This is a genomic window from Dactylosporangium maewongense (assembly GCF_039531485.1).
Taxonomy (GTDB): domain Bacteria; phylum Actinomycetota; class Actinomycetes; order Mycobacteriales; family Micromonosporaceae; genus Dactylosporangium; species Dactylosporangium maewongense.
In genome coordinates this window covers 133499-156077 of record NZ_BAAAQD010000013.1, presented here as the reverse complement: position 1 = coordinate 156077, position 22579 = coordinate 133499, and the positions used below count along the sequence as shown (strand labels likewise).

At 75.8% G+C, this 22579-nt stretch carries 24 protein-coding genes and 1 pseudogene; 15 read left to right on the top strand and 10 right to left on the bottom strand.

Annotated elements, in window-relative coordinates; translation table 11 throughout:
* Positions 1-44 precede the first annotated feature (44 nt).
* Positions 45-515 carry a Crp/Fnr family transcriptional regulator gene (locus ABD332_RS30905; protein ID WP_344505860.1) on the bottom strand — a complete coding sequence of 157 codons (471 nt, stop codon included), beginning with the start codon at positions 513-515 and terminating at the stop codon, positions 45-47.
* Positions 516-714: 199 nt separating this feature from the next.
* Between ABD332_RS30905 and ABD332_RS30900 the strand changes: the two genes are divergently transcribed.
* Positions 715-3141 carry a putative bifunctional diguanylate cyclase/phosphodiesterase gene (locus ABD332_RS30900; protein WP_344505859.1) on the top strand — a complete coding sequence of 809 codons (2427 nt, stop codon included), beginning with the start codon at positions 715-717 and terminating at the stop codon, positions 3139-3141.
* A 49-nt stretch (positions 3142-3190) separates the two neighbouring features.
* Here the strand turns inward: ABD332_RS30900 and ABD332_RS30895 are convergent, their stop codons facing one another.
* The 4 genes from ABD332_RS30895 to ABD332_RS30880 all read right to left on the bottom strand — a co-directional run bounded on the left by ABD332_RS30895 (position 3191) and on the right by ABD332_RS30880 (position 6988).
* Complete coding sequence (locus ABD332_RS30895) at positions 3191-4045, bottom strand: universal stress protein (RefSeq protein ID WP_344505858.1); 855 nt, start codon at positions 4043-4045, stop codon at positions 3191-3193.
* Between the two features lie 92 nt (positions 4046-4137).
* The gene (locus ABD332_RS30890) at positions 4138-4971 is read right to left on the bottom strand and encodes a universal stress protein (RefSeq protein WP_344505857.1); all 834 of its coding nucleotides are present in this window, start codon (positions 4969-4971) and stop codon (positions 4138-4140) included.
* Between the two features lie 183 nt (positions 4972-5154).
* Complete coding sequence (locus tag ABD332_RS30885) at positions 5155-6051, bottom strand: universal stress protein (RefSeq protein ID WP_344505856.1); 897 nt, start codon at positions 6049-6051, stop codon at positions 5155-5157.
* A gap of 34 nt (positions 6052-6085) precedes the next feature.
* A complete protein-coding gene (locus tag ABD332_RS30880) occupies positions 6086-6988 on the bottom strand; it encodes a universal stress protein (RefSeq protein WP_344505855.1) in 903 nt (300 codons plus the stop codon).
* A gap of 219 nt (positions 6989-7207) precedes the next feature.
* Here ABD332_RS30880 and ABD332_RS30875 point away from each other — a divergent pair, with 219 nt between their 5' ends.
* Positions 7208-8212 (top strand): zinc-dependent alcohol dehydrogenase family protein, encoded by a 1005-nt coding sequence (locus ABD332_RS30875; RefSeq protein ID WP_344505854.1) that lies wholly within the window; start codon positions 7208-7210, stop codon positions 8210-8212.
* Between the two features lie 31 nt (positions 8213-8243).
* Here the strand turns inward: ABD332_RS30875 and ABD332_RS30870 are convergent, their stop codons facing one another.
* Positions 8244-9122: a universal stress protein gene (locus tag ABD332_RS30870; RefSeq protein WP_344505853.1), complete on the bottom strand. Its 879-nt coding sequence runs from the start codon at positions 9120-9122 to the stop codon at positions 8244-8246.
* A gap of 502 nt (positions 9123-9624) precedes the next feature.
* Here ABD332_RS30870 and ABD332_RS30865 point away from each other — a divergent pair.
* Positions 9625-9846, top strand: coding sequence for a DUF1918 domain-containing protein (locus ABD332_RS30865; protein ID WP_344505852.1), 222 nt, complete (start codon positions 9625-9627; stop codon positions 9844-9846).
* A 45-nt stretch (positions 9847-9891) separates the two neighbouring features.
* On the opposite strand, the gene ABD332_RS30860 is transcribed toward ABD332_RS30865, so the two are convergent.
* Positions 9892-10188, bottom strand: coding sequence for a PLDc N-terminal domain-containing protein (locus ABD332_RS30860; RefSeq protein ID WP_344505851.1), 297 nt, complete (start codon positions 10186-10188; stop codon positions 9892-9894).
* A gap of 64 nt (positions 10189-10252) precedes the next feature.
* Positions 10253-11233 (bottom strand): Acg family FMN-binding oxidoreductase, encoded by a 981-nt coding sequence (locus tag ABD332_RS30855; protein WP_344505850.1) that lies wholly within the window; start codon positions 11231-11233, stop codon positions 10253-10255.
* 489 nt (positions 11234-11722) lie between these two features.
* Between ABD332_RS30855 and ABD332_RS30850 the strand changes: the two genes are divergently transcribed.
* The 3 genes and pseudogenes from ABD332_RS30850 to ABD332_RS30840 all read left to right on the top strand — a co-directional run bounded on the left by ABD332_RS30850 (position 11723) and on the right by ABD332_RS30840 (position 14361).
* Positions 11723-12652, top strand: a complete 930-nt coding sequence (locus tag ABD332_RS30850; RefSeq protein WP_344505849.1) for a universal stress protein — start codon at positions 11723-11725, stop codon at positions 12650-12652.
* Positions 12653-12780: 128 nt separating this feature from the next.
* Positions 12781-13185, top strand: a pseudogene (locus ABD332_RS30845) (CoA-binding protein); the annotation flags it as partial.
* 138 nt (positions 13186-13323) lie between these two features.
* Positions 13324-14361 carry an Acg family FMN-binding oxidoreductase gene (locus ABD332_RS30840; RefSeq protein WP_344505848.1) on the top strand — a complete coding sequence of 346 codons (1038 nt, stop codon included), beginning with the start codon at positions 13324-13326 and terminating at the stop codon, positions 14359-14361.
* Between the two features lie 43 nt (positions 14362-14404).
* On the opposite strand, the gene ABD332_RS30835 is transcribed toward ABD332_RS30840, so the two are convergent.
* Together ABD332_RS30835 and ABD332_RS30830 are read right to left on the bottom strand one after the other, a co-directional pair.
* Positions 14405-14989 (bottom strand): CBS domain-containing protein, encoded by a 585-nt coding sequence (locus tag ABD332_RS30835; protein WP_344505847.1) that lies wholly within the window; start codon positions 14987-14989, stop codon positions 14405-14407.
* A 67-nt stretch (positions 14990-15056) separates the two neighbouring features.
* Positions 15057-16058, bottom strand: coding sequence for an Acg family FMN-binding oxidoreductase (locus ABD332_RS30830; protein WP_344505846.1), 1002 nt, complete (start codon positions 16056-16058; stop codon positions 15057-15059).
* 295 nt (positions 16059-16353) lie between these two features.
* Here ABD332_RS30830 and ABD332_RS30825 point away from each other — a divergent pair, with 295 nt between their 5' ends.
* The 9 genes from ABD332_RS30825 to ABD332_RS30785 all read left to right on the top strand — a co-directional run bounded on the left by ABD332_RS30825 (position 16354) and on the right by ABD332_RS30785 (position 22538).
* Positions 16354-16671, top strand: coding sequence for an HPF/RaiA family ribosome-associated protein (locus tag ABD332_RS30825; protein ID WP_344505845.1), 318 nt, complete (start codon positions 16354-16356; stop codon positions 16669-16671).
* Between the two features lie 100 nt (positions 16672-16771).
* Positions 16772-17563 carry a sigma 54 modulation/S30EA ribosomal C-terminal domain-containing protein gene (locus ABD332_RS30820; protein WP_344505844.1) on the top strand — a complete coding sequence of 264 codons (792 nt, stop codon included), beginning with the start codon at positions 16772-16774 and terminating at the stop codon, positions 17561-17563.
* A 45-nt stretch (positions 17564-17608) separates the two neighbouring features.
* On the top strand, positions 17609-18151 hold the full coding sequence (locus tag ABD332_RS30815; protein WP_344505843.1) for a PAS domain-containing protein: 543 nt from the start codon (positions 17609-17611) through the stop codon (positions 18149-18151).
* Positions 18148-19053 carry a methyl-accepting chemotaxis protein gene (locus ABD332_RS30810; RefSeq protein ID WP_344505842.1) on the top strand — a complete coding sequence of 302 codons (906 nt, stop codon included), beginning with the start codon at positions 18148-18150 and terminating at the stop codon, positions 19051-19053. The genes ABD332_RS30815 and ABD332_RS30810 overlap by 4 nt, the downstream gene beginning before the upstream one ends.
* Before the next feature lie 124 nt (positions 19054-19177).
* Entirely contained in the window at positions 19178-19432 is a 255-nt protein-coding gene (locus tag ABD332_RS30805) for a hypothetical protein (RefSeq protein ID WP_344505841.1), read from the top strand.
* Positions 19433-19590: 158 nt separating this feature from the next.
* Entirely contained in the window at positions 19591-20427 is an 837-nt protein-coding gene (locus tag ABD332_RS30800; RefSeq protein WP_344505840.1) for a rod shape-determining protein, read from the top strand.
* A 53-nt stretch (positions 20428-20480) separates the two neighbouring features.
* On the top strand, positions 20481-20786 hold the full coding sequence (locus tag ABD332_RS30795) for a TraR/DksA family transcriptional regulator (RefSeq protein WP_344505839.1): 306 nt from the start codon (positions 20481-20483) through the stop codon (positions 20784-20786).
* Positions 20787-20859: 73 nt separating this feature from the next.
* The gene (locus ABD332_RS30790) at positions 20860-21267 is read left to right on the top strand and encodes a hypothetical protein (RefSeq protein WP_344505838.1); all 408 of its coding nucleotides are present in this window, start codon (positions 20860-20862) and stop codon (positions 21265-21267) included.
* 8 nt (positions 21268-21275) lie between these two features.
* Positions 21276-22538 (top strand): PucR family transcriptional regulator, encoded by a 1263-nt coding sequence (locus tag ABD332_RS30785; RefSeq protein WP_344505837.1) that lies wholly within the window; start codon positions 21276-21278, stop codon positions 22536-22538.
* The last annotated feature ends 41 nt before the right edge of the window (positions 22539-22579 follow it).

Genomic DNA, 22579 nt, shown 5'->3' with positions numbered 1-22579 from the left:
CCGGCGTGATCCGGCACCGCGGCGGCGCGGCCGCGAGGCGGGGGTCACCGCGTCGGCGTTGTTTCCCGGTACAGGTCGAGCATCCGCAGCCGGGTCGCCTGCATCCGCGCGACGACCACCTCGATCAGGCGCCGGGTCAGCTCGTAGCCGAGCTCCGGCTCGTCGGCGCACATCGCGCGGACGCCCGCAGCCTCGAAGCAGATCGCCAGGACGGGCGTGTCGGCCGTGGCGCCGAAGTGCCAGCGGTACGGCGGGAACAGCCACGACCAGCCGACCACCTGTCCGGCGCCGATGGTCTCCACGACGACGTCGCCGCGGCCGGGCAGGCGCGTGTCGAGACTCACCAGCCCGTCACGGATGAGCCAGAACTTGTCGGCCCTGCCGCCCTCGCTGAAGAGCCGGGTGCCCGCGCGGACCGTCACGCGGTGCGAATAGTGCGCCATGCGCTCCAGGAACCGGTCCGGCACTCCGGCCATGAACGGATGCTCGACGAGCAGATCGTGCGCGGTGATCATCGATCTCACCTCAACCGTCGTGTGGTGGTCTCCGCCTCCAGACAACGTGCCCCGGCCGGTCCCAGGTAGAGCCGCGAGCCCTCCGATGGCAGGACCTACGGCCCTGTCGCCGGCCGGGTCGTTCGGGGACGCGTGGCGGCAAGTCTTCAGGCCCGGGGTCCGGCGGCCGATAGTGCGGTTGACGACTGACTCCTGGAGGATGGCAGTGACCCTGCGGCGCAAGCTGGTCGGTGGGTACCTGCTGGTCGCGGTCCTGGTGGCGCTCGTCGGGGTGGTGGCCTGGCGGGTCGACGTCGGGTCCGCGCGCCGCGCGGCGATCACCGAGGCCGAGCACGTCGCGTTCGGGGTGGCCAGGGACGTCGCGTTCGGGCTGCCACCTGACTCCGCCGGGGAGCAGGACCCCGGCCCGCTGTACGACAGACCTGAGTGGCTCGACGCCTACCTGCGGCGGCTGCGCGACCTGCAGGGCCGCGACATCGTCGTCGTCGACCGCCGGCAGGTGGTGCTCGGCGGCGCGGTCCCGGACCACGTCGGCACCACCTTCGACCATGACACCGCGGACCAGGTCGGCGCCACGATCCGCGACCGGGTGCCGCGGACATTCGTCGAGGTCAGCGACGACCACCCGGATGGCATCAAACAGGTCGTCGTCCCGCTCGTCGGCCGCGACGACGTGACACTCGGCGCGGTGATCCTCGAATACACCCCCCTCTACGACGAGATGGTCGCCTCCACCGGCCGGGCGCAGCTGACGATCGCCGTCGTCTGCGGCTCCGGTGTGCTGCTCGTGCTCCTGGTCGGCGGGCTGCTCGCGTCGTCGGTGACGCGGCGGGTCGCGACGCTGACCGCGGCGGTGCGCGACGTCCGCGACGGCGCCTACGAGCGGCGGGTGCCGGCCGGCGGCCGCGACGAGATCCACCAGCTCGGCCGGGCGTTCAACGACATGGCCGCCGAGCTCGGACGCTCCGCCCGCGAGATCCTCGCCAAGGAGTACACCGACGCCATCCTGGCCAGCGCGGCCGAAGGTATCTGCGGCGTCGACGAGCACGACCGCATCACGTTCGCCAACGCCGCGGCGGGACGGCTCACCGGGCTCGGCGTCGGCGGGCTGCTCGGCCGGCCCACCGCCACGGTGCTCCCGGACGTCGACCCCGCGCTGGGCGAGGGCCGCGCCGACACCGTCCGGGAGCGGGACATGCCGGCTCCGGACGGGTCGTCGGCCCGTGTCTCCTGCACCATCAGCCCCATCATGAGGGACGGCCGGCGCGCCGGGGCGGTGCTGCTGCTGCGGGACGTGACCCGCCAGCGCGCCCTGGAGCACGAGCTGCGCCACCAGGCGCTGCACGACGGGCTCACCGGGCTGCCCAACCGGGCGCTGTTCAACGACCGCCTCGACCAGGCGATGACCCGCAGCACGGCCGGGCACGGGCCGGCTGGGGTGCTGTTCGTCGACCTCGACGGGTTCAAGCGCGTCAACGACAGCCTCGGGCACAGCGCCGGCGACCAGCTGCTGAAGATCGCCGCCGAGCGGCTGCGCGACGCGGTGCTCCCCGGTGACACCGTCGCCCGGTTCGGCGGCGACGAGTTCGGCATCCTCGTCGAGCCTGCCGGCGAGACCGTCGTCGCACGGCTCCCGGAGCGATTGCTCCAGGCGATGAGCGAGCCGTTCCTGCTCGGCGGGCGCGAGGTGACGGTCACCGCGAGCGTCGGCGCCGTCTGGGACGCCGCCCGGCACGCCGACGCGGATGAGGTGGTCCGCAACGCCGACGTCGCCATGTACGCCGCCAAGGAGCAGGGCAAGGCCCGCTGCGTGGACTTCCAGGCCGACATGCACGCCCGCATCGTCGACCAGCTCGACCAGGAGCGCCGGCTGAAGACCGCCATCGAGCGCGGGGAGCTGCGCCTGCACCTGCAGCCGATCGTCGAGACGCTCGCCGGCCGCACCGAGGGCGTCGAGGCGCTCGTGCGGTGGCAGGACCCCGCGGCCGGGCTGCGGGCGCCGGGCACGTTCCTGCCCCTCGCCGAGAGCGCCGGGCTCATCACCGACATCGACCGGTGGATACTGCGGGAGAGCTGCCTGACCCTGCGCGCGTGGCAGGACGACGACGCCGCGGGCGCCCCCGACTGGATCACCGTCAACATCTCCGCCGCGCTGCTGGACAGCCCCGACCTGCCGGACCTCGTCACGCGGACGCTGCGCGAGACGGGCCTGCGCCCCGAGGCGCTGGTCCTGGAGGTCACCGAGACCACCCTCATGCGCGACGTGGCGGGCACCGCGCCGCGGCTGGAGCGGCTGCGGTCGACGGGCGTGCGCATCGCCATCGACGACTTCGGCACCGGGTACTCGTCCCTGGGCTACCTCCGGGACATCCCCGCCGATGTGCTGAAGATCGACCGGTCGTTCCTCGAGGGGCTCGTCGGCAGCGACCGCCACCGGGGCCTGCTCGCCGCCGTCGTGCAGCTCGGGCACACCCTCGGCCTGCGGGTCGTCGCCGAGGGCGTCGAGGACGCCGAGCAGCTCGCCGAGCTCGTGGGCCTCGGTTGCCGGTACGCGCAGGGGTACCACCTGGCCCGCCCGGCACCGGTCGGGCAGCTGCGCGCCGCCGCCGACCTCGTCCGCGGCTGACCCCGGGCCGGGCCTCACGCTGCCGCGCCGCCGGTATGCTGCCGGTGGGTCAGGGGGCTGCCGGTGCGTGGACGATCAGCACCGGGCACGCGGCGTGGTGCATCAGGTGCTGGCCGACGGAGCCGAGGAGCAGGCCGGCGAACCCGCCGTGCCCGCGGCTGCCGACGGCGACCAGCTGGGCGGTGCCGGAGGCGTCCAGCAGCGCCTGGGCCGTCCGGCCGTTGACGAGCCGGGTCTCCAGCGCGACGGCCGGGTACTTCTCCCGCCAGCCGGCCACCGCCGCCTCCAGCAGCTGCTGTTCCGTCGCCTCGATCATGGCGTACGGCAGGGAGGTGACCATGGGTGGCAGGTAGGCACGGACGGCGAGCACGCCAGTGTCGCGCAGCCGCGCCGCCTCGAACGCGACACCCAGCGCGGCGTCGGAGCTGGGGGAGCCGTCGACGCCGGCCACCACCGGGCCGCCTGCCGCGGCCCGGCCGCGCACCACGACGACCGGGGTGCGCGCGTGCGTGGCGACCTGCTGGCTGACCGACCCGAGCAGCAGGTGGGTGAGCCCGCCGCCGCCACGGTTGCCGACCACGATCAGGCGGGCGCCCGCGTCACCGAGCTCGAGCAGGGTCGGTGACGGCGCGGCGTGGACCGCCGTGCCGTCGATGCTGACGCCGGTGCCGCGCCGGCGGAGATGCTCCACGATCTCGGCGATCAACGCGTCGCCGCGCTCCTGCGCCTCGGCGGCCATCTCCCCGGCCGGTCCCGCGTACTCCCCGCCGGGCCAGGCGAGCTGGTAGGCGTACACGATGTGCAGGCGCGACCCGGTCCGCTCGGCCTCGTCCACGGCCCAGTCGACGGCGGCCCGGGCCTCGCCCGACCCGTCGAATCCGACGACGATCCGCTGTGCGTCCATCGCAGTCCTCCTTCGTGACGGTCCGGCCGGACAGGGCCGGGGTCTCCTCGCCGGGCGGGACCTCCGGCCCCGCCCGGCGGCGCGTGGTGCCGTCAGTGCCGGGCGATGAGGACCGGCGAGTCCGCGTGCTCGAGCACGTGCTGGGCGACCGCACCGAGATGCAGCCCGGTGAAGCCGCCGTGCCCCCGCGCCCCGAGCACGATCATCAGCGCGTCCCGCGCCTCGTCCAGCAGCACCGGCACCGGCACGCCCTGCCGCACCCGCGCCTCGGCCTCAACGGCGGGGTCCTTCGCCCGCAGCCGCTCCAGGTCGGCGTCGAGCTCGGCGGCCAGCTTGTCCGGGTCGGGGCGGCGGGCCAGGCGGCTCGTCGGCGGCTGCCACACGCGCACCGCGACCAGCGGCACCCGGCGGGCCGACGCCTCGCCGAACGCCGCCTCCAGCGCCAGCAGGCCGCCGGCGGACCCGTCGGTGCCGACGACGACCGGCCCGTGGGACGGCAGCTGCGCCTCCGGCCCGGACCAGCGCTCGGCGTGGTGCACCACGAGGACCGGGCAGTACGCGTAACCGGCGAGCTGCACGCCGACGGAGCCGACCAGCAGCGAGTGGAAGCCGCCGTGCCCGCGGCTGCCGACGACGACCAGCTCGGCGTGCCGGGACTGCTCGCGCAGCGCGTGCGCGGGCTGCCCGAACCACGTCGACGTCGTCACGTGCAGGCCCGGATACCACCGGCGGGCCTCGACCGCGGCGTTCAGGACCAGGCCCTGCTCGTCGGTGACCTCCTCCGGAGGGCCGGGGACGCCGAGGGCGTGCGTGATGCGCAGCGGCAGGCGGAGCCGGACCGCCTCGTCGGCGGCCCAGCGGACCGCGCCGAACGCGGCCGGCGAGCCGTCGACGCCGACGATCACCGGCCGTTGGATGGTGGTCATGACGGCCTCCTCACGATGTGCGGCGGTGTCTTCAACGGTCGTCCACCGCCGCGCCGGCCGGAAGGGCCGATGGTCCCGTCCACCGCGGGCGGCGACACCGGCGCATGCGCCGACCGGCCCTGACCGCGCGCAGACCCTGGTACCCGATCCTGGTCGGGCCACCCGGCGGATGGGTGCGGTGCCTCAGGCGGCGCCCCGCCCCGCCGGTGTACCGGCGGGCGCACCGTGGGGCCGCGGGACGACCAGCACCGGCCGGTGGGCGTGGTGCAGGGTGGCCATCGCCACGCTGCCGAGCATGATCTCCTGTGCCGCCGAGCGCCCCCGCGAGCCGACGACGACCAGTGCCGCCGACCGGTCCGCCGCGTACCGGCCGAGGGCGTCGGCGATGGCGTGTCCCGGTGTTCCGTTCCCCGGCCGGACCAGGACCGGTTTGACGGACCGGCTCCCGTCCGGCGGCGGGGTCGACGGCCACTCCTCGGCCCTGTCGTGCACCGACACGAGCACCACCTCCCGCTCCGGCAGCAGCCGGTCGGCGGCCACGACCGCGGCCGAGGCGCCCGGGGAGCCGTCCCAGCCGACGACGACCGGTCCGCCCGGGACCGCCGCGGCGTCCCGCATGAGCATGGGATACGGCACGACCAGCACCGGCTTCGGGCTGTAGTGCACGAGGACGTCGGAGACGCTGCCGAGGACCGCGCGGAAGCCGTCGAGGCCACGGGAGCCGATGAGGACCACGTCGGGCTCCAGGGCGGCGGCGGTCCTGGCCAGCTCGAACCCCTCGCCGCCCTCGGTGGGCCGGGTGAGGGCCTCGGCGCGCCAGCCCGCGGTCCGGGCGATCGTGACCCCGGTGACGACGACCTGTTCGGCCCGCCACGCCCCCTCCCCGCGCAGCGCCTCGACGAACTCCTCGATGTGGTCCCGGCCGGCCCACAACCGCCGGCGGAGGCCCTCCTCGGCGAACGGTGGCGTCCACAGGTACGCGATCCAGGCGTGCGCGTCCGGCAGCAGTTGCGTGCCGGCCCGCAGCGCGGCGTTCGCGGCGGCGGAACCGTCGTAACAGACCAGGGCGCGTTTCGTCATCGCGGGCCCTCCTGACAGTCGGGTGGCCGCCGCGTCACCTCGGCGGGCGGACGACGACGACCGGGCAGTGTGCGTGGTGGACGGCGGCCTGGCCGGCCGAGCCGAGCAGCAGCCCGGTGAAGCCGCCGTGCCCGCGGGCACCGACGACCAGCAGCTCGGCGGCGGCCGAGGCGTCGACGAGCACGCCGCCGGCACGTCCGGCGACGGCCTCGAGCTGGACGTCGACCTGCGGGTACTTCTCCTGCCATCCGGCGATCGCCTCGGCGAGCACCCGGCGCGCACTGAGCAGTTCGGCGTGCTCGCCGTGCACCGGCGGGGCGACCCCGTCCCTCTGCCCGGCGACGTGCCACTGGACCGCGGTGACCGCGGTCAGCCCGGCCCGCCGGAACGCCGCCTGCTCGAACGCGAGGCCGAGCGCGAGGTCGGCGCCGTGCGAGCCGTCGACACCGACGACGACCCGGCCGGCGTGCGGCCCGTCGGCAAGGTCGACCTCCCGGACGATCACCACCGGGCAGGCGGCGTGCCCGGCGAGCTCGACTCCCGTCGAGCCGACCAGCAGGGCGGCGAAGCCGCCGAGGCCGCGGCTGCCGACGACGACGAGCGACGCCAGCCGAGAGGCGGCCAGCATCGCCGGCACGCACAGCCGGGTCGTGAACTCGGTGGTGATCCGCAGGTCGGCGCCGACGTCACGGGCCACCACGACGGCGTCGGCGAGCACCCGGGCCGCCGTCGCCCGCACGTCGGTCTCGTAGGCGACCGGCAGCGCGAACCCCACGGGCGGGTACACCAGGTCGGGCCAGTCGTGCGCGTGCAGCAGGTGCAGCGGCCGGTGCCGCCGGGCGGCGTCGGCAGCGGCCCACCGCACGGCCCGCATGCTGCCGGCGGAGCCGTCGACGCCGGCGACGACAGCAGTGGCCGGGACGGATGACGTGGACATGGCAGCTCCATACGATCGCTCCTGCGCCGTCGCCGGGACGGCGGGTCGCGCGGGCGTGTCCGGCCGGCGTCGCGGGCGGCGCGCACCGCCACCGCTGTCCCCACCACCAACCATCCGCGCCGGGTGCGTGGCCGGCCAGGGCCCGGCGGCAACGGACGACGGGGACCGCGGTGCGTGCATGGTGGGCGTCCGGGCGGGCAGGAAGGCCGGGTGCGACGGATGACCGCGTGGCGGGTCGAGCGGCCGGGCCCCATCCAGCAGCGTCCCCTGCGGATGGATTCGGCGCCGGTACCGGAGCCGGGGCCGGGCGAGGTCCTCGTGCGGGTCCGCGCGTGCGCGGTCTGCCGCACCGATCTGCACCTGGCCGAAGGCGACCTCCCGCCGTTGCGGCCCGGTGTGGTGCCCGGCCACGAGGTCGTCGGCGACGTCGAGCGGTTGGGGCCGGACGCCGGCGACCTGCGGGTGGGTGAGCGGGTGGGGGTGGCGTGGCTGCGCCACACCTGCGGCGCCTGCGTCTACTGCCGCGCGGGGGCGGAGAACCTGTGCCCGTCCTCGCGGTACACCGGCTGGCACGCCGACGGGGGCTTCGCCGAGCACTGCGTGGCGCCGGCGGCGTTCGTCTACCGGCTGCCGCCGCGCTACGACGACGCCCACGCCGCCCCGCTGCTGTGCGCCGGGATCATCGGCTTCCGCGCGCTGCGCCGGGCGGAGCTTCCCCCGGGAGGCCGCCTGGGCCTGTACGGGTTCGGCGCGTCGGCGCACCTGGCGGCGCAGGTCGCGATCGCGCAGGGCGCGAGGGTCCACGTGCTGACCCGCTCGGCGCAGGCGCAGCAGCTGGCCCTGCACCTCGGCGCCGCGTCCGCGGGCGATGCCGCCGGCCGGCCGCCGGAGCCGCTGGACGCCGCGATCCTGTTCGCGCCTGTGGGCGACCTGGTGCCGGTCGCGCTGTCGGTGCTGGACCGCGGTGGCACGCTCGCGGTGGCCGGCATCCACCTCACCGACATCCCGGTCCTGCGGTACGCCGACCACCTGTTCCAGGAGCGGACGCTGCGCAGCGTCACCGCCAACACCCGCCAGGACGGCCACGACTTCCTGGCGTTCGCGCAGGAGCATCCGCTGCGGGTGAGCATCACGGAGTACCCCCTGGGGGCGGCGGACGAGGCCCTCGCCGACCTTGCTGCCGACCGGGTCAACGGCGCCGCCGTCCTGGTCCCGCCCACCTGACCGCCCTACCTGACTGCGAGGCCCGGCCGGGCTACCGCACCACCGCGACCGGGCAGGCGGCGTGGTGGATCAACGCCTGGCTGACCGAGCCCAGCAGCAGCCCGGTGAAGCCGCCGCGGCCGCGCGAGCCGACGACCATCAGCTCCGCGCCGTGGGACAGCCGCCTGAGGACCGACGCGGCACCGCCGCGCACCGTGCGGCGGCGTACGTCGACGTCCGGGTACTTGTCGGCCCAGCCGCAGACCGACTCCGCCAGGGCCCGCCGCTCGTCGTCGAGCAGGTCCTCGGTGTCGTAGACGAGCGGCAGCATGTCGCCGGGGCCGGTGGACTCGGGCCAGCGGTACGTGTGCACCGCGGTCAGCCCGACCCCACGGAACGAGGCCTGCTCGAACGCGAACCGCATCGCGTGCTCGGCGTCGTGGGACCCGTCGACGCCGACAACGACCCGGCCCGCCTCGACGGCGCCGGCGGGCTCGCCTTGGCGGACCACGACGACCGGGCCGGCGGCGTGCGCGGCCACCTGCGCGCCGACGGATCCGAGCAGCAGGCCGCCGAATCCGCCCAGGCCGCGGCTGCCGACGACGACGGTGCCGGCCCACCCGGAGGCGTGGACCAGCGCGGCAGCGGCGGGCTCGATCGGCGTATCGGTGGTGATCGGCAACTGGGACGAGACGGTGCGCGCGCGGGCCACGGCGGTGTCGACGACGGTGTCGGCGGCGTGCCGGACGAGCTCGTCCAGCGCGGGTGTCCGGCGGGCGCCCAGCGACGGGTGGGCGACGGGCCACGCGTACGCGTGGACGATGTGCAGCCGGCGTCCCCGGCGCGCGGTGTCCCAGGCGGCCCAGTCCACGGCCGCCAGGCTCTCCGGTGAGCCGTCGACACCGACGACGACGTCATGCTTGTGCTCCATCACGCGTCTCCTTCCACGGATCCCCGGGCCGTTTCGGCGTTCCGTCGTCCTGCGCCGGCGCTTCGTGTCGGACGTCCGGGTGGCCGACGCGAAACGACACCCGCTGTTGGGGAGCCCGGTGCGGTGACCATCTTGGTGATGGCGAACCTGGCGGCCCTCGTCGCCGTCCTTGGCATTCCGCTCGTCGTGACCTGTGCCCGGCAGCGGGTGTCGCACCTCAATCCTTACCGCGGCGGACGGTCGGCGGCACCGGAGAAGGTCCCGCCCGCCGTGGGCCGCGCGGCCCGGACCGCCACGCGCTCGGGGCTCTGCCCGGCGCGCCGTCGCGCCGCACGTGGCAGATGGCCGGCGTGCCGCCGTCTCCCCGACCGCCCACGACAACGCGGCGACCGGAAGAGGATGAAGACCCTGGCAACGGCGTGGCGCGCGGCGCACGGTTGACCGAGAGGGAGACCCCGACCCCGCGGGACCGCTCGCGGGACGAGCGGAGGAGGAACGGATCATGCAGGCGAACATCGGAGACCGGCTGATCGTCGAGGGCACCCACCTGGGCGACAGCCGGCGGATCGGTGTCATCACCGAGGTCGGCCACGCCGATCACACGCCGCCGTACAGGGTGCGCTGGCTCGACACGGGCCATGAGGCGCTGGTCTTCCCGGGCCCTGACGCCCGGGTGCGCCCTCCTGCCGACGACGACGAGCCGGTCGGCGGCCCGGCGTCCTGACACCGGGGCGGTGGTCCGGCGGGGCCCGGTGTCAGGGTCGCCGGGTCAGGGCCGCCGGGCCCGGCCGCGGCGCGTCTCGTGCTCGTCCGGCCGCCGCCCGGCGAGGAGGTACAGCAGCGGGCCCGCCGGCTGGATCGCGAGCGCGGGCCACCACAGCGCCTTCAGCCCCTGGACCTGCGACGCGGGGCGCCGGTACAGGTCGGCGGCGGCGATCGCGGTGAGCGTGATCTCCGCGGCCGTCCCCACCACGAGCGCCGCCCGGTCGCGGGTGGACAGGTCGCTCCATCGGGAGTGGTGCACGGATTCGCGGCCGATCGCCCGGGCCACGGTCGCCAGTGTCATCGCATGCCTCCACGGTGCTGTAGGCCGGCAAGGCCACCGTAGGCAGGCGCCGGCGACAGCGGCGTCACACCGCGGTGGTGGGCGCGCCCGCCGCCACGACGACCTCGGACAGATCCCGGCGCGGGCTCGCGGGCACCGGCATGCCGTAGCCGATGCGCAGGATCATCTGCGGGGCCCACGGGTCGGCGGGGTCCGCGATCGCGCGGCGCAGCCGGGGGATCTCCAGCGCCTGGGTCATCGGCTGGGCGGCGAGGCCGCGCACCGTGGCGCTGAGCAGGACCCGCTGCATGGCCTGGCCGGCCCGCACGCGGGCGGTGCGGCCGTCGGCGCGGCTGCTGAGCACGACGAGCTGCGGATGGGGCTCGAACACGGCGGCCGGGCGGCCCGGGTCCGCCGACAGCAGCCCGAAGTCGCGTGCCGGCAGCCAGCCGTGCACGTCGCGCGGGCCGGTGAGCTCCGCCGGTATGCCGTCGCGGCGGCCGGGACCGCCGGCCGTCCAGGTGGCCAGCTCCCGGCGGTACGCGGGGTCGCGGCGCTGGGCGGCGTCGGCCGCCGCGGTGAGCGTCAGCAGCGCCTCGCGCCGCACCCGGTCCAGCACGGTCAGCTCGGCACCCTCCGCGGCTGCCGCCGCCCGCAGCTCGTCGATGACGCGGGCCGGGACGACGGCGCGGGCGTACGGTCCGCGGTTCGTGTGCCGCCGGAAGAGCGCCGTGCCGAGCGCGCGCAGGCCGGGCCCGGGGGCGCCGGACCTGCCCGGCTCGATCCGGGCCACGGTCAGGCCGTCGGCGGGAAACGGCCGCAGCACCGGCAGCCACCCGTCCAGCGCCATGGCCAGGCGCAGGTTGAACACGGCGGCGCCGACGCTGAGCAGCATCGCGCGGTGGTCGCGGTCGACGACCCGCAGCCGGCGCGCCGGGTCGGTGCGCACGTCGATCACGCCGTCGTGGATGTGGAACCGCCACGGTTGGGTGTTGTGGATGGAGGGCGCGGCGACGGCGGCGCGCAGCAGGGTCTCCGTCGTCCCGGCATCGAGTCGCCAGCGCATCGCCGGTCATCTCCGATCGTCGCCGCACCGGCCGACTGGCCGCCGTGCTGTCGTGGTTCCGGCGTCCAGCCTCGTCGCCGTGGCCGCGGGCCGCACGAGGCGTTGGTCCTGTCGCGCCGGGCAGGTCGGCCCGCCGGCGGGAGCCGACGCGGCGCCCCCTGCCCTTCCGGATCGACGGTGATCGCGGCATCGATCACCTGATGCGGATGATTCGTGTCCGGCGTGCTGGCACAGAGCGCCGCGGTGAGATCATGCTGGACCCGAGCGCCGCACGTGGTGCGGGGCGTTGGCAGCCGCGACTGCGGCATCGGCGCGCCCCCGGCAGGGCCGGTCCAGGCGGCGCGGCAGGTCACCGACGACGTGGTGGCGGCACCGCATCGCCGCCCGTCGTCGTGGGGGCCGGGCACGGCCGGCGGTCCGCCCGGCTCCGGACGCACGTGTTCGGGGGACTGTTCGGGGGACTTCGGGGGACGCGGAGGGAGGCCGACATTGGGCTACCGGTACGGACCCGTGGTGGCCGGCGTCGACGGTTCGGCCGACAGTCTCGGTGCGCTGCGGTGGGCGGCGGACGAGGCCTGCCGGCACAACCGGGAGCTGCTCGTCGTCCATGCGATCGACCCGGCCCTGCACGCCGGTGACGTGCCGCCGGGCAGCGCCGACATCGCCGTCCGGGCGGCGGACGAGGCGGTGCGATGGCGACCCGGCGTCTGCGCGGCCGGGGTGACGGAGGTCGGAGCCCCGGTCGAGGTGCTGCGCAGCCATACGCGGCAGGCCCGGTTGCTCGTCGTGGCGAGCCACGGCGGCGGCAACAACATGGCCGACCCGCTCGGCTCGGTGTGTGACCAGCTCTGCCTGGGGGCGGAGTGCCCGGTGCTCGCGGTCCACGCGGCACGACGCTGGGCCGATCCGTTCACGGTCCTGCCGCAGACGGGCCCGGTGGTGGCCGGCTTCGACGGGTCGGACCCGGCCCGCCGGGCGCTCCGCCTCGCGTTCGAGGAGGCCGCCGACCGCGGCCAGCGACTCGTCGTCATCCAGGTCTGGCAGCATCCCGAGCTGTGGCTGCACGGCCGGCACCACGGGGAAGGCCGGCACCACGGGCCGTGCCTGAGCAGCGACGAGTCGGCCGTCCACGAGGCGCTCGTGGCGGCGGCCGAGCCGTGGCGCGCGCGGCACCCCCTCGTCGAGATGGAGCTGCGCAGCGAGCCCGGCGACCCGGTCGAGGCCCTGACCCTCGCCTCGCAGTGGGCGATGCTCATGGTGTTCGGCACCCGCAGCCCGGCGGATCCCGACCAGCCGCCGAGCCCCTCGGTGATGCACCGGGTCCTGCGCGACATGGCCTGTCCCGCGCTCATCGCGCACGGCACCGTCCAGGAGCACGCCGCACCCGTGCCGGGCGCCGTGCATTCGGCGTCAGCGTGACAGCCGCCCGCACCCCCGCCCGGGCCGGCGGTCGCAAAGAAGCAGGCCGTTCGGCACCGAACAGCGTCCCGAGCCGGTGGCACAGTGGAGGTGTCGCCGGTCATCTTCACAGCGAGGAGCTGATCACGATGCGTACACCACGGCAGATACTCGCCGGCGCGCACACGATCGCGGTGGTGGGCGCGTCCCGCGACCCGCAGAAGCCCGGGCACTGGGTGCCGAAGATGCTGCAGGAGCAGGGCTGGCACATCGTCCCGGTCAATCCGCACGCCACGGTCCTGTTCGGCGAGCACGCGTACGCACGGCTCGCCGACGTCCCGGAGCACATCGACGTGGTGCAGGTGTTCCGGCCGGCGGAGGAGGCCGAGGGTCTGGTCCGGGAGGCGGCCGCGGCCGGTGCCGGGGCGATCTGGCTGCAGGAGGGCATCGCCAGCCCGAAGGCGCGGCAGCTCGCCGGCGAGCTCGCGCTGGACTACGTCGACGACACGTGCATGGGGGCGGAGCGCGCGCTGGCCGACATGGTGCACGGCGGATGCGAGCCGGAGTGCCCCGTCTACCACGGCATCGTGCCCGTGCCGGAGTCGTCGCCGGAGCCGGCCGACGCGCGGTGAACGTCGCCGGAACCGGTGCGGCACAAGGATCTGGACGATGAGGCCGGGAAGGAGTTCGTCATGGTAACGGTACGGCACACCGAGCCCGACGCGGCGATCCGCGTGGAGGCGGTCAGCCGGATCCTGGCGCGTGCGGCCGTGACCGCGCTGCGCGCACCGTCCATCTGGAACACCCAGCCCTGGCGCTGGCGCATCGAGCACGACGTCGCCGTGCTCCGCGCGGACCGGCGCCGGCAGCTGGACCCCATCGATCCGGAGGGCCGGCTGCTGACGGTCAGCTGCGGGGCCGCGCTGCACCACGCGTGCGTCGCGCTGGCGGCCGAGGGCGCGGCCGTGGTCGTCGACCGGCTGCCCCGCGACGACGACCCGGACCTGCTGGCGACGCTGCGGTACGCCGGCCGCCTGCAACCGTCGTCGCCCGCACAACGGCTCCGGCATGCGATCCAGGCCCGGCGGACCGACCGGCGGCCGTTCGACGTCCGCCCGGTGCCGGAGCACATCGCCGACCGGCTGCGCGCCGCGGCCCGCCACGCCGGCGCCGACATGCACCTCGTCCGGCCGCAGGATCTCACCGCGGTGGCCGTCGCCGCCGGTCACGCCGCCGCCGCCGAGCGGGCCGACCCGGCGTACCGGGCCGAGCTCGACAGGTGGACCGGGGCGCGTCTCGCCGCCGGCGAAGGGGTGCCGCACGACACCACCGCGGCAGTGGGCGCGCGGCCGGTGCCGATCCGCGACTTCACCGGTGTCGACGAGGGCCCGAGCATCTACAGCGGTGCCGAACCCGTGGACCGCGCCGCCTCGTACGGCGTGATCGTCACCGACGTGGACGAGCCGGCGGCCTGGCTCGTCGCGGGTGAGGCGCTGTCCGCCGTGCTGCTCACCGCGACCGCCGAACGGCTGGCCACCTCCGCGATGAGCGACCTCGTGGAGGTCCGCAGCGCCCGGGACCTGCTGCGCCGCATGCTCGGCGACGTCGCCCATCCCGTCATCGGCGTCCGGATCGGCGTCCCCGCCCCGGGAGCCCTCCCGCCGCACTCGCCGAGGAGGCCCGCCGCCGAGACCGTCGAGGTCGTCGGAGAACTCATGGTGGACGGCTGACGTCCCGTCCGCAGGGCCCTTTGAGGGCCCCGTGCGTTGCGGATCACGTCTCCTCGTCGGCGGTGGTGACCGTGTCGATGCCGGGCGTGGTGCGCACGAGCGCCATCGCGATGTCGCGTTCGGTGCCGCTGTCGAAGCGGCCGCTGACCACCGCCGTGCCACCGGTGACGGCGACCGTCCAGCGACGCTGACCGCCGGCGTACTCCGTCAGCCGTCGTTGCGCCTCGCGCATCGCCGTGTCGTCGGTGGGCATGATCGTGCGGAGCACGTCGCACCGGCTGACGATGCCGATGACGTGCTCGTCGATCACGATCGGCACGCTGTGGACGCCCTGGTCGACCATGACCTTGGCGATGTCGGCGACGTCGGTGTCGGGCCAGCCGGCCACCGGCAGCCCGGACATGACGTCCTCCACCCGGGTGCCCGGCGTGTCCGCCCCGGGTGCCGCCGGTCCGGCGGACCGGCGGAGCAGGTCCCGTTCGCTGATCGAGCCGACCAGCCTGCCGTGCGCGTCGACCACCGGCGCGGCCGTAATCTGCTCGCGTTCGAGCAGGGCCACCGCGCCGGCGACGGGTTCGTCCGCCCGCACCGTGTGGACGGGCCGGCTCATGATGTCCTTGGCGTGCATGGCGTGCCTCCTGTCGCCTTCCTGGGTGTGTGCTCCCTGGCTTCCCGGCCTGCTCCACGGCGGGGAGTCACGGTCCGGTCTCGTCGCCGATGACGTCACCGGTCGGCCGGCGGGGGCTCGCCGGTGGCGGCGACCCGGGATCGGCGCCGACGCGCAGCACGAGTTGCGGATTGCCGCCGTGCGGCAGGAGGCTCCGCAGCAGGGCGCGGGCGCCGGGCACCTCGACGGCGTCGCTCATCGGCGAGACCGCCAGCCCGAGACTGATCGCGGTGAGCCAGACCGCGCTGACCGCCTCACCCGCCCGTAGCCAGGCGGCGGGCTCGTCGGTGCGCGTGGCGAGCAGCAGGTACCCGGCGGACCGGTCGTCGCCGGTGCCCGGGGTCAGGGCGGCCCGGTCGCCGAGCCCGAAGCCGCGCAGCGGCACCGGCCGGGGCGTCGGTCCCGCGACGGTCTCCGGCGGCACACCGTCGCCCTTCTCCGCCGGCCGCCCCGTCCACTCCCGCAGCTCCTCCCGGCGCCGCTCGTCCTTGGCCTCGATGATCTGCGCGCCGTGCTCGGCCGCCCGCAGGTACGCGATCTGGTCGCCGTCGATGCGGTGCAGCGTCGTGTCCTCGGCCGTCGCCGCCGCGTGCAGCGCGTCCAGCGTGTCGCCGGTCGCCGGCCCGGACGCCAGGAACGGCCGCCGGTCCGTCCGCCGCTGCCGCATGGCGTCCGCGGCGGCGGCGTCCTCCGCCCGCACCGGTTGGATCCCGCCGGACCGCACCCGGGCGAGCAGGTCCGGGTCGGCCGCGTCGGGATAACGCCGCACCGATGGGTTGATCCCGGACGCCGCCAGCGCGACCCGGGCGTGGTGCAGCGCCGCGCCGCAGCTCAGGATCAGCAGCCGGCCGGCCGGGTCGATGGCGTGCAGCTGGCGGGTCCGGTCGGCGTGCAGGTCGAGCCCGTCCTCGCCGACGTGCCACCGCCACGGCTGCGTGTTCAGCACGGACGGTGCCCGCGTGGCCTCCTCGGCGGCGCAGCGCAGCAGCTCCTGCACCGTCCGCCCGTTGTTGCGTGTGCTGATGTCCATCCGTCGGCCTCGCTTCCCGCGAAGTGCCTCAGTGCCTGCCGCCTCCACGGTGCTTCGAGCCCGCAGGCGGTGCCGGACCGTCCGTGGCGGCGGCAGGGGCGGCGTGGTCGCAGCGCACCTGCCCGCCGTGCCGCCCGCTACACCTGGCCACGGGCGGCATCGGGGAATGATCCCGGCCGGCCCGCGCCGCCACGGTGTGACGGGACCAAAGACCCTGGAGGCGTCCCGTACCGGGGAGATCAAATGATCTCAGGCGGTCGGAACCCCGCCCCTTGGACGAGGGAAGGACGAGACGATGTCCCGCACGCACGACGAGGTCGAGGTCCAGGTCCAGCTGCAGGCCGGAATGGAGCCTCGGCTGCATGGGTACGCCCGGGAGAAGGTCACCGCGGTGCTCGGGCACACGGGACGCCCGATCCTCTACGCCAAGGTGCGGCTCGACCGGATCGCGAACCCGGCCGCCACCCGGCCCGTCACCGCCCGCGCCGAGATCGACCTGAACGGCCGGGTCCTGCACGCCGAGGCGGCCGCGGACGGCCCGTACGAGGCCGTGGACCTCCTCCAGGACCGGCTGCTTGCCAGGCTCGAGCACGAGAAGGCCGGCCACCGGTAGGGCACCGGGATCCGGGACGGCGAGGACGGGACCTTCGGCACTGTCGGCCCCTGTGACGGGCGGCGACACTGACGCCGTTGCCGATCCAGGAGGTGTACCGGTGCCGGAGCTCGACGTGTCAGTGATCGGCCCCGCGGGTGACGTCGACGTGCGCAGCCGCGGGCCGGTCGACCCGGACGACCGGGACCGCGCCCGGGCGGCCGTCGCGGCCGTGGTCGCGCGGCACCGGTCGGCCGGCGCGGCGCGGCTGCGCCTGACCTGCGGACCCCACGCGGGCTGCCCGGCCGTGATCCAGGTGAACCTGCGCGTCGGCGGGGCACCCGCCCGGATCCAGGTCGACGGCCCGACCCTGCCGGCCGCCGTCGCGGCCGCCGCGGACCGGCTGGAGCGCCAGATCACCCGGCTGGAGACCGGGTGGGAGCCGTGGCCGTGGCCCGACCCGCAGCGGCGCACGCTCGCGGTGCCCGGCCCGGACCGGATCACCCGCCGCAAGGTGGTGCCGCTGCGGCCGCGCCGGGCCTGCCAGGCCGGGTCGACGCTGGCCGCGATGGACTACGACGTGTGCCTGTTCACGGAGCTGGACACGGGCGAGGACGCCGTCGTGTACCGCGCCGGCCCCACCGGCCTACGGGTCGCCCGGCAGCACAGCATGCGTCCGGTCACCGCCAACGGCACGCCGACGCCGACGGTCAACTCGCGCCGGACGCCGGTCCTCACCCCGGACGCGGCCGCCACCCACCTCGCCGAGGGCTGGCTGCCGTTCCTGTTCTTCACCGACGCCGCCGACGGCCGCGGCGCCCTGGTCTACCGCCGCTACGACGGCGGCGTCGGCCTGCTGGCGCCGGGTGACGCCGCGCGTTTTCCTACACTTCGCGCGCGGGGCGGCGAATAGAGGGACGGACGGAACAGGCACGGACCGATCGGACGGCGAGGTGTGATGCGTGAGGCCACGGTGGCCCCGACCGGGCAGGAGCGGATGCTCGGCGAGGACGAGCTGATCGTGACCAAGACCGATCTGCGGGGCGTCATCACGTACGCCAACCCGGTCTTCCTCAGGATGTCCGCCCTGACCGCCGCGGAGGCGATCGGCAGCCCGCACAACGTGATCCGCCACCCTGACATGCCGCGGTGCGTCTTCAAGCTGCTGTGGGACACCATCGGTCGCGGCGACGAACTCTTCGCCTACGTCGTCAACCTGGCCCGCGACGGCGCGCACTACTGGGTGCTGGCGCACGTGACGCCGTCGTTCGACGCCCGTGGCGCCCGCGTCGGGTACCACTCCAACCGCCGCCGCCCGGATCGCTCCGCGGTCGCGGCCGTCACCGGGCTCTACGCCAGGCTGCGCGCCGAGGAACGCCGCCACGGCCGGCCGCAGGAGGCGATCGAGGCGTCCACCCGCCTGCTGGAGCGGGAGCTCGCCGAGCAGGGCCGCACCTACGACGAGTTCTTCTGGTCGCTGACCGGGGCTGTCACGGCATGAGACGGGCGTCGAAGGAACCGCGGCCGTCCGGGGACGACACGCTCCGGACGCTGGCCGCCGTCTGCCGGGCCGTCGCCGGCGGTGACCTCGAGGCCCGCGTGCCGGTGGTGGGGCACGACCCGGACGCCGCCGCGGCGGCGGACGCCGTGAACCAGCTCATCGACGTGGTCGACGCGTTCGTGCGCGAGTCCACCGCGTCGCTCACCGCCGCCGCGGAAGGCCGCTACCACCGGCGCTTCCTGCCGGGCGGGATGCGGGGCGCGTTCGGGCTGGGCGCGGCGACCATCAACCGCGCCACGGACCGGATGCGCGCCGCCGCCGAGGACCTCGCGGCGGCCGGCCTGAGCCGTCTCGGCCTGGCCGACCAGCTCGAGTCCGCGGTGCTCACCGTGTCGGAGCAGGTGGCGGCCGCCGCCAGCCAGGTCGGCGCGTCCGCCGGAGGGCTCGCGTCCTTCGCCAACGACGCGGTCGGCCACGCCGAGGAGGGCATGCAGACCGTCGGCGGGCTCCGCGCCGCCTCCGAGCAGATCCGGCGGGCGGTCGAGCTCATCACCCGGGTCGCCGCGCAGACCCGGCTGCTCGCGCTCAACGCCACCATCGAGGCCACCCGCGCGGGTGAGGCGGGTCTCGGCTTCAACGTCGTCGCCACCGAGGTCAAGACCCTCGCCACCGAGACGGCGGCGTCCAGCGACGAGATCGTGGCCCACGTGGACAACATGCAGGCCGCGGCCAGGTCGGCGATCGCGGTGCTGGAGTCGGTGACCCAGAGCCTCCGCGAGATGAGCTCGCTCGTCGACGGCATCGCCGCGGCCGTCGACGGCAAGCCGTCCGGGCTCGCGCAGCTCGCGGAGTCGCTGCGCAGCGAGGTGCTCGCGCTGGTCACCACGGTGCGCAGGACCTGAGGGCCACCGGGCCGGGCCCCGTGCGGGCCCGTGCGGGCACCGGGCGCCACGCGGTGGCACGGCGCCCGCCGCCGGCCAGATTGCCGATGATCGGCAAGTAGGGCGCCGTCAAGGTTGCCGACCGATGCTGGTGCGCACCGTGCGCGGATCGCCGATGCTGGAGATTCCTTCGGTACGGCTCGCAGGGGTGGTGATCGTGGTGACTGGCGTGTTGTGCCCTGAGCGGCCCCCCGTCCTGGTCGCCGCCTGCCCCGCGCCGACCGGCTCGCCCGGTGCGACCTCAGCCTGGCCACGTGTGGCGCGGGGACGCATCGGGCTCGAGCGCTTCCGCCGGCAGTCGCCGCCCGGCCGCTACGGCGTGCCGGCCGTCATCGGCTGACCGCAGGCCCGGCCACAGCGTCCGCGGCGATCGACGCCGGACGCGCCTGACCCCTCGTGCTGCGGCACCGCCACAGCCCGTCCCGGTCGCGTCCGGACCGCCTTCCGCACAACCTCACCGTCGTCACGGACCGCGTACAGGTGTCCGAGAGGAGAGCCATGTTCACCCAACCGACCGGCAGCGCCGCCCTAGAAAGGCTGGAACGCCCGGGCGACCCCCGGCACCGCACCGGCGCGGCGAACCCCGCGCACGAGCCCGCGGCCGTGGGGCTCGACCTCGGCGGCGCCGGCGCCAGGATCTGGGCGTCGGGCCGTGGGGTGCTGCAGCTCAGCTACCCGGAGACGGTGACCGCGCCGTGGTCCGGTCTGGTCGCCCGGGGCCGGATCACCGACCTGGAGGCGATGCGGACCCTGCTGTCCGGCCTCTCATGGGAGCGGCGCCGGCCGCTGCCCGCCGGTGCCGTGGTCGTGACGTGCCGGCCCGTGGGCACCGACCCGCGGATGGAGCCGGCCGTGCGCGAGCTGGTGACGAAGGTGTTCGAACCGGCACGGCTGCTGTTCATCGACTCCGTGCGCGCGGCGGCGATCGGCGCCGGCGCGGCGCCTGGCCCGTTGCTGGTCGCCGACGTCGGCGCGCACCTGACCGAGGTCGCCGTGCTCGAGGGCGGCGTGATCGTCGCGGCCCACCGGCGCGACGTCGGGCTGCACGACGGCGTCGACGGGCCGGACCTCGACGCGGCGGTCGTCGCCGCCATCACCGACCTCGTCGGCCGGGTGCGCCGGCAGACCGGCCAACGCCGCCAGGTCGTCGCCGCGGCGGTCCGTGGGGGACAGCTCCTCGTCGGCGGCGGCGCCGCCCGGCCCCGGCTGGCGGCGCGCATCGCGGGTGCCGCGGGCACCCCGGTGCGCCGCCCGGCCGCGCCGCATCTGGCCGCGGTGCGCGGCGCGGGCCTGGCCGCGCTTGCCGCGCTGCGCCGCGGCGCCGTGCGGCCCTGACCGGCACACGCGTGCTCCACCGCAATGTTCTGACAGGTTGATGGGAGACCAGCATGAGCGTCGACACGAGTCCGCTGCGGCACACGCTGCAGACGCAGCTGCGACAGCACACCGAGGAGCTCGCGGTCCTCGCCGCGGCCGGCACCGAGCCGGGCAGCGCCGGCGAGGACCCGGACACGATCGGTGCGCGCACGGCCGCCGCCCGCCAGGCGATCGAGGAGATCTCCGCCGCGCTGTCCCGGCTCACCGCGGGCAGCTACGGCCGCTGCGAACGCTGCGCCGGCCCGATTCCCGCCGCCCGGCTGGAGATCCTGCCGCACGCGCGGTTCTGCGTGCCCTGCCAGGCCCGCGGGCGCTGACCGTCCCCTGCCGCCCTGAGGCGCCGGACCGCACGGCCGGCGCCTCCGGCGGCCACGAACCAGGAGCTTCACGATGGACACACGCGGCAGGCAGCGGGATCTCGACATGCTGCGGGTGCTGCTGCACGAGCACCGCGACCGGTACCGCACCCAGCTCCGCCTGCTCAACCAGCCGCGGCAGGGCGGCGCCGGCAGCACCGAGCAGCCGGCGCTGGCCGAGCTCACCTGGCGCCGGCTCGACGACGTCGAACACGCGCTGCACGCGCTCGACCGTGGCCGCTACGGCAGGTGTACCGGATGCGGGGCGGACATCCGTATCGACCAGCTGATCCGGCAACCGGCGGCCAGCCGCTGCCCCGGCTGCTCGCGGCGGGAACCGGAGCCGGGCCTGCGGAGCCGGGTCTACACTGCCGGTGACCGGCCACGGCGGGAACGCACCGCCGCGCCGGAGACCCGGCGGCCGGACGCCGGCGGGAGGTGAGCACTGCGATGGCCGACCGCAGCCGGCGGGCCTCGACCGGCGCGTCTGCCGACGCGCCCAAGGCCGCGCAGCCGCAGCAGGCGCAGCAGGCATGGCTGGCCGAGGTCGCCACCGCCGCCGCCCGCGACGCCGGTGACGTGCCGGTGCTGCTGCTCGGCGACTACCTGCCGATGCTCGCCGACGCCGCGGTCAGCGGCCGCCGGCCCAGACGCGCCGAGCTCGACGCCGTGGCGCTGCTCGGCCGGCAGGCCGCCGAGCAGGGCATCTCCGCCGGACGGGTGGTGCAGCTGTACCTGTCGGCGGCCCGGCGGCTGTGGCAGGACCTGCCGATGGTGGTGCGTTCCCGCGACAGCGAGGTCGTCCGCGCCGCCGCGGCCGCGGTGCTGCACGTCATCGACGACGCCGTCGCGACCCTCGCCGAGGGGTACGCGGTCGCGCGCCGGGACCTCGTCCGCCGGGAGGAGGCGCTGCGCCGGGAGCTCGTCGACGACCTGCTGCGCGGCGACTCCGACCTCGGCAGCGTGGTCGAGCGGGCCGAGCCGTTCGGGCTCGACCTCGCCCGGGTGCACCAGGTGGCGCTCGCGGCCCCGGGCCGGCGGCTGCCCGACACCGACACGGCGATCAGCGCCCTCGAGGCGGTCATCTTCGACCGGCTCGGCGACCGGGACGTCCTCGTCGCCACCAAGGACAACCTCCTCGTGGTCCTCGCCCCGGCGGAGCCCGCCGTGGCCGGCACGACCGCACCCGCCGGCCGCGACAGCGACCTGGGTGAGCTGGTGCACGGCGAGCTCAACCGGCTCCGGCACGGACGGCCGTGGCGGGTCGCGGTCGGCCGCCCGCACCCCGGCCTGTACGGCATCGCCCGCTCCTACGAGGAGGCCCGCGAGGCACTGACCATGGCGGGGCGCCTGCACGCGGACAAGTCCGTCATCACCGCGCACGACCTGCTCGTCTACCGGGTCCTGCTGCGCGACCAGCCCGCCATCGTCGACCTCGTCTCCGCCGTGCTCAGCCCGCTGCTGCAGGCCCGCGGCGGCGCCCGGCCGCTGCTGGACACCCTCGACGTCTACTTCGCCACCGGCGGGGTGGCCACCGAGTCGGCGAAGCGGCTGCGGGTGTCGGTGCGCACCGTGACGTACCGGCTGGAGCGCATCAAGGCCCTCACCGGCTACGACGCGGCCGACCCGACCCACCGGTTCACCCTGCAGGCCGCGGTCCTCGGCGCCAAGGTCCTCAACTGGCCGGCCGACGCGCGCCCGGGCACCGCGTGACCGTCCTCACGCAGGAGGGCCCGACAGTCCCGGACGGACGT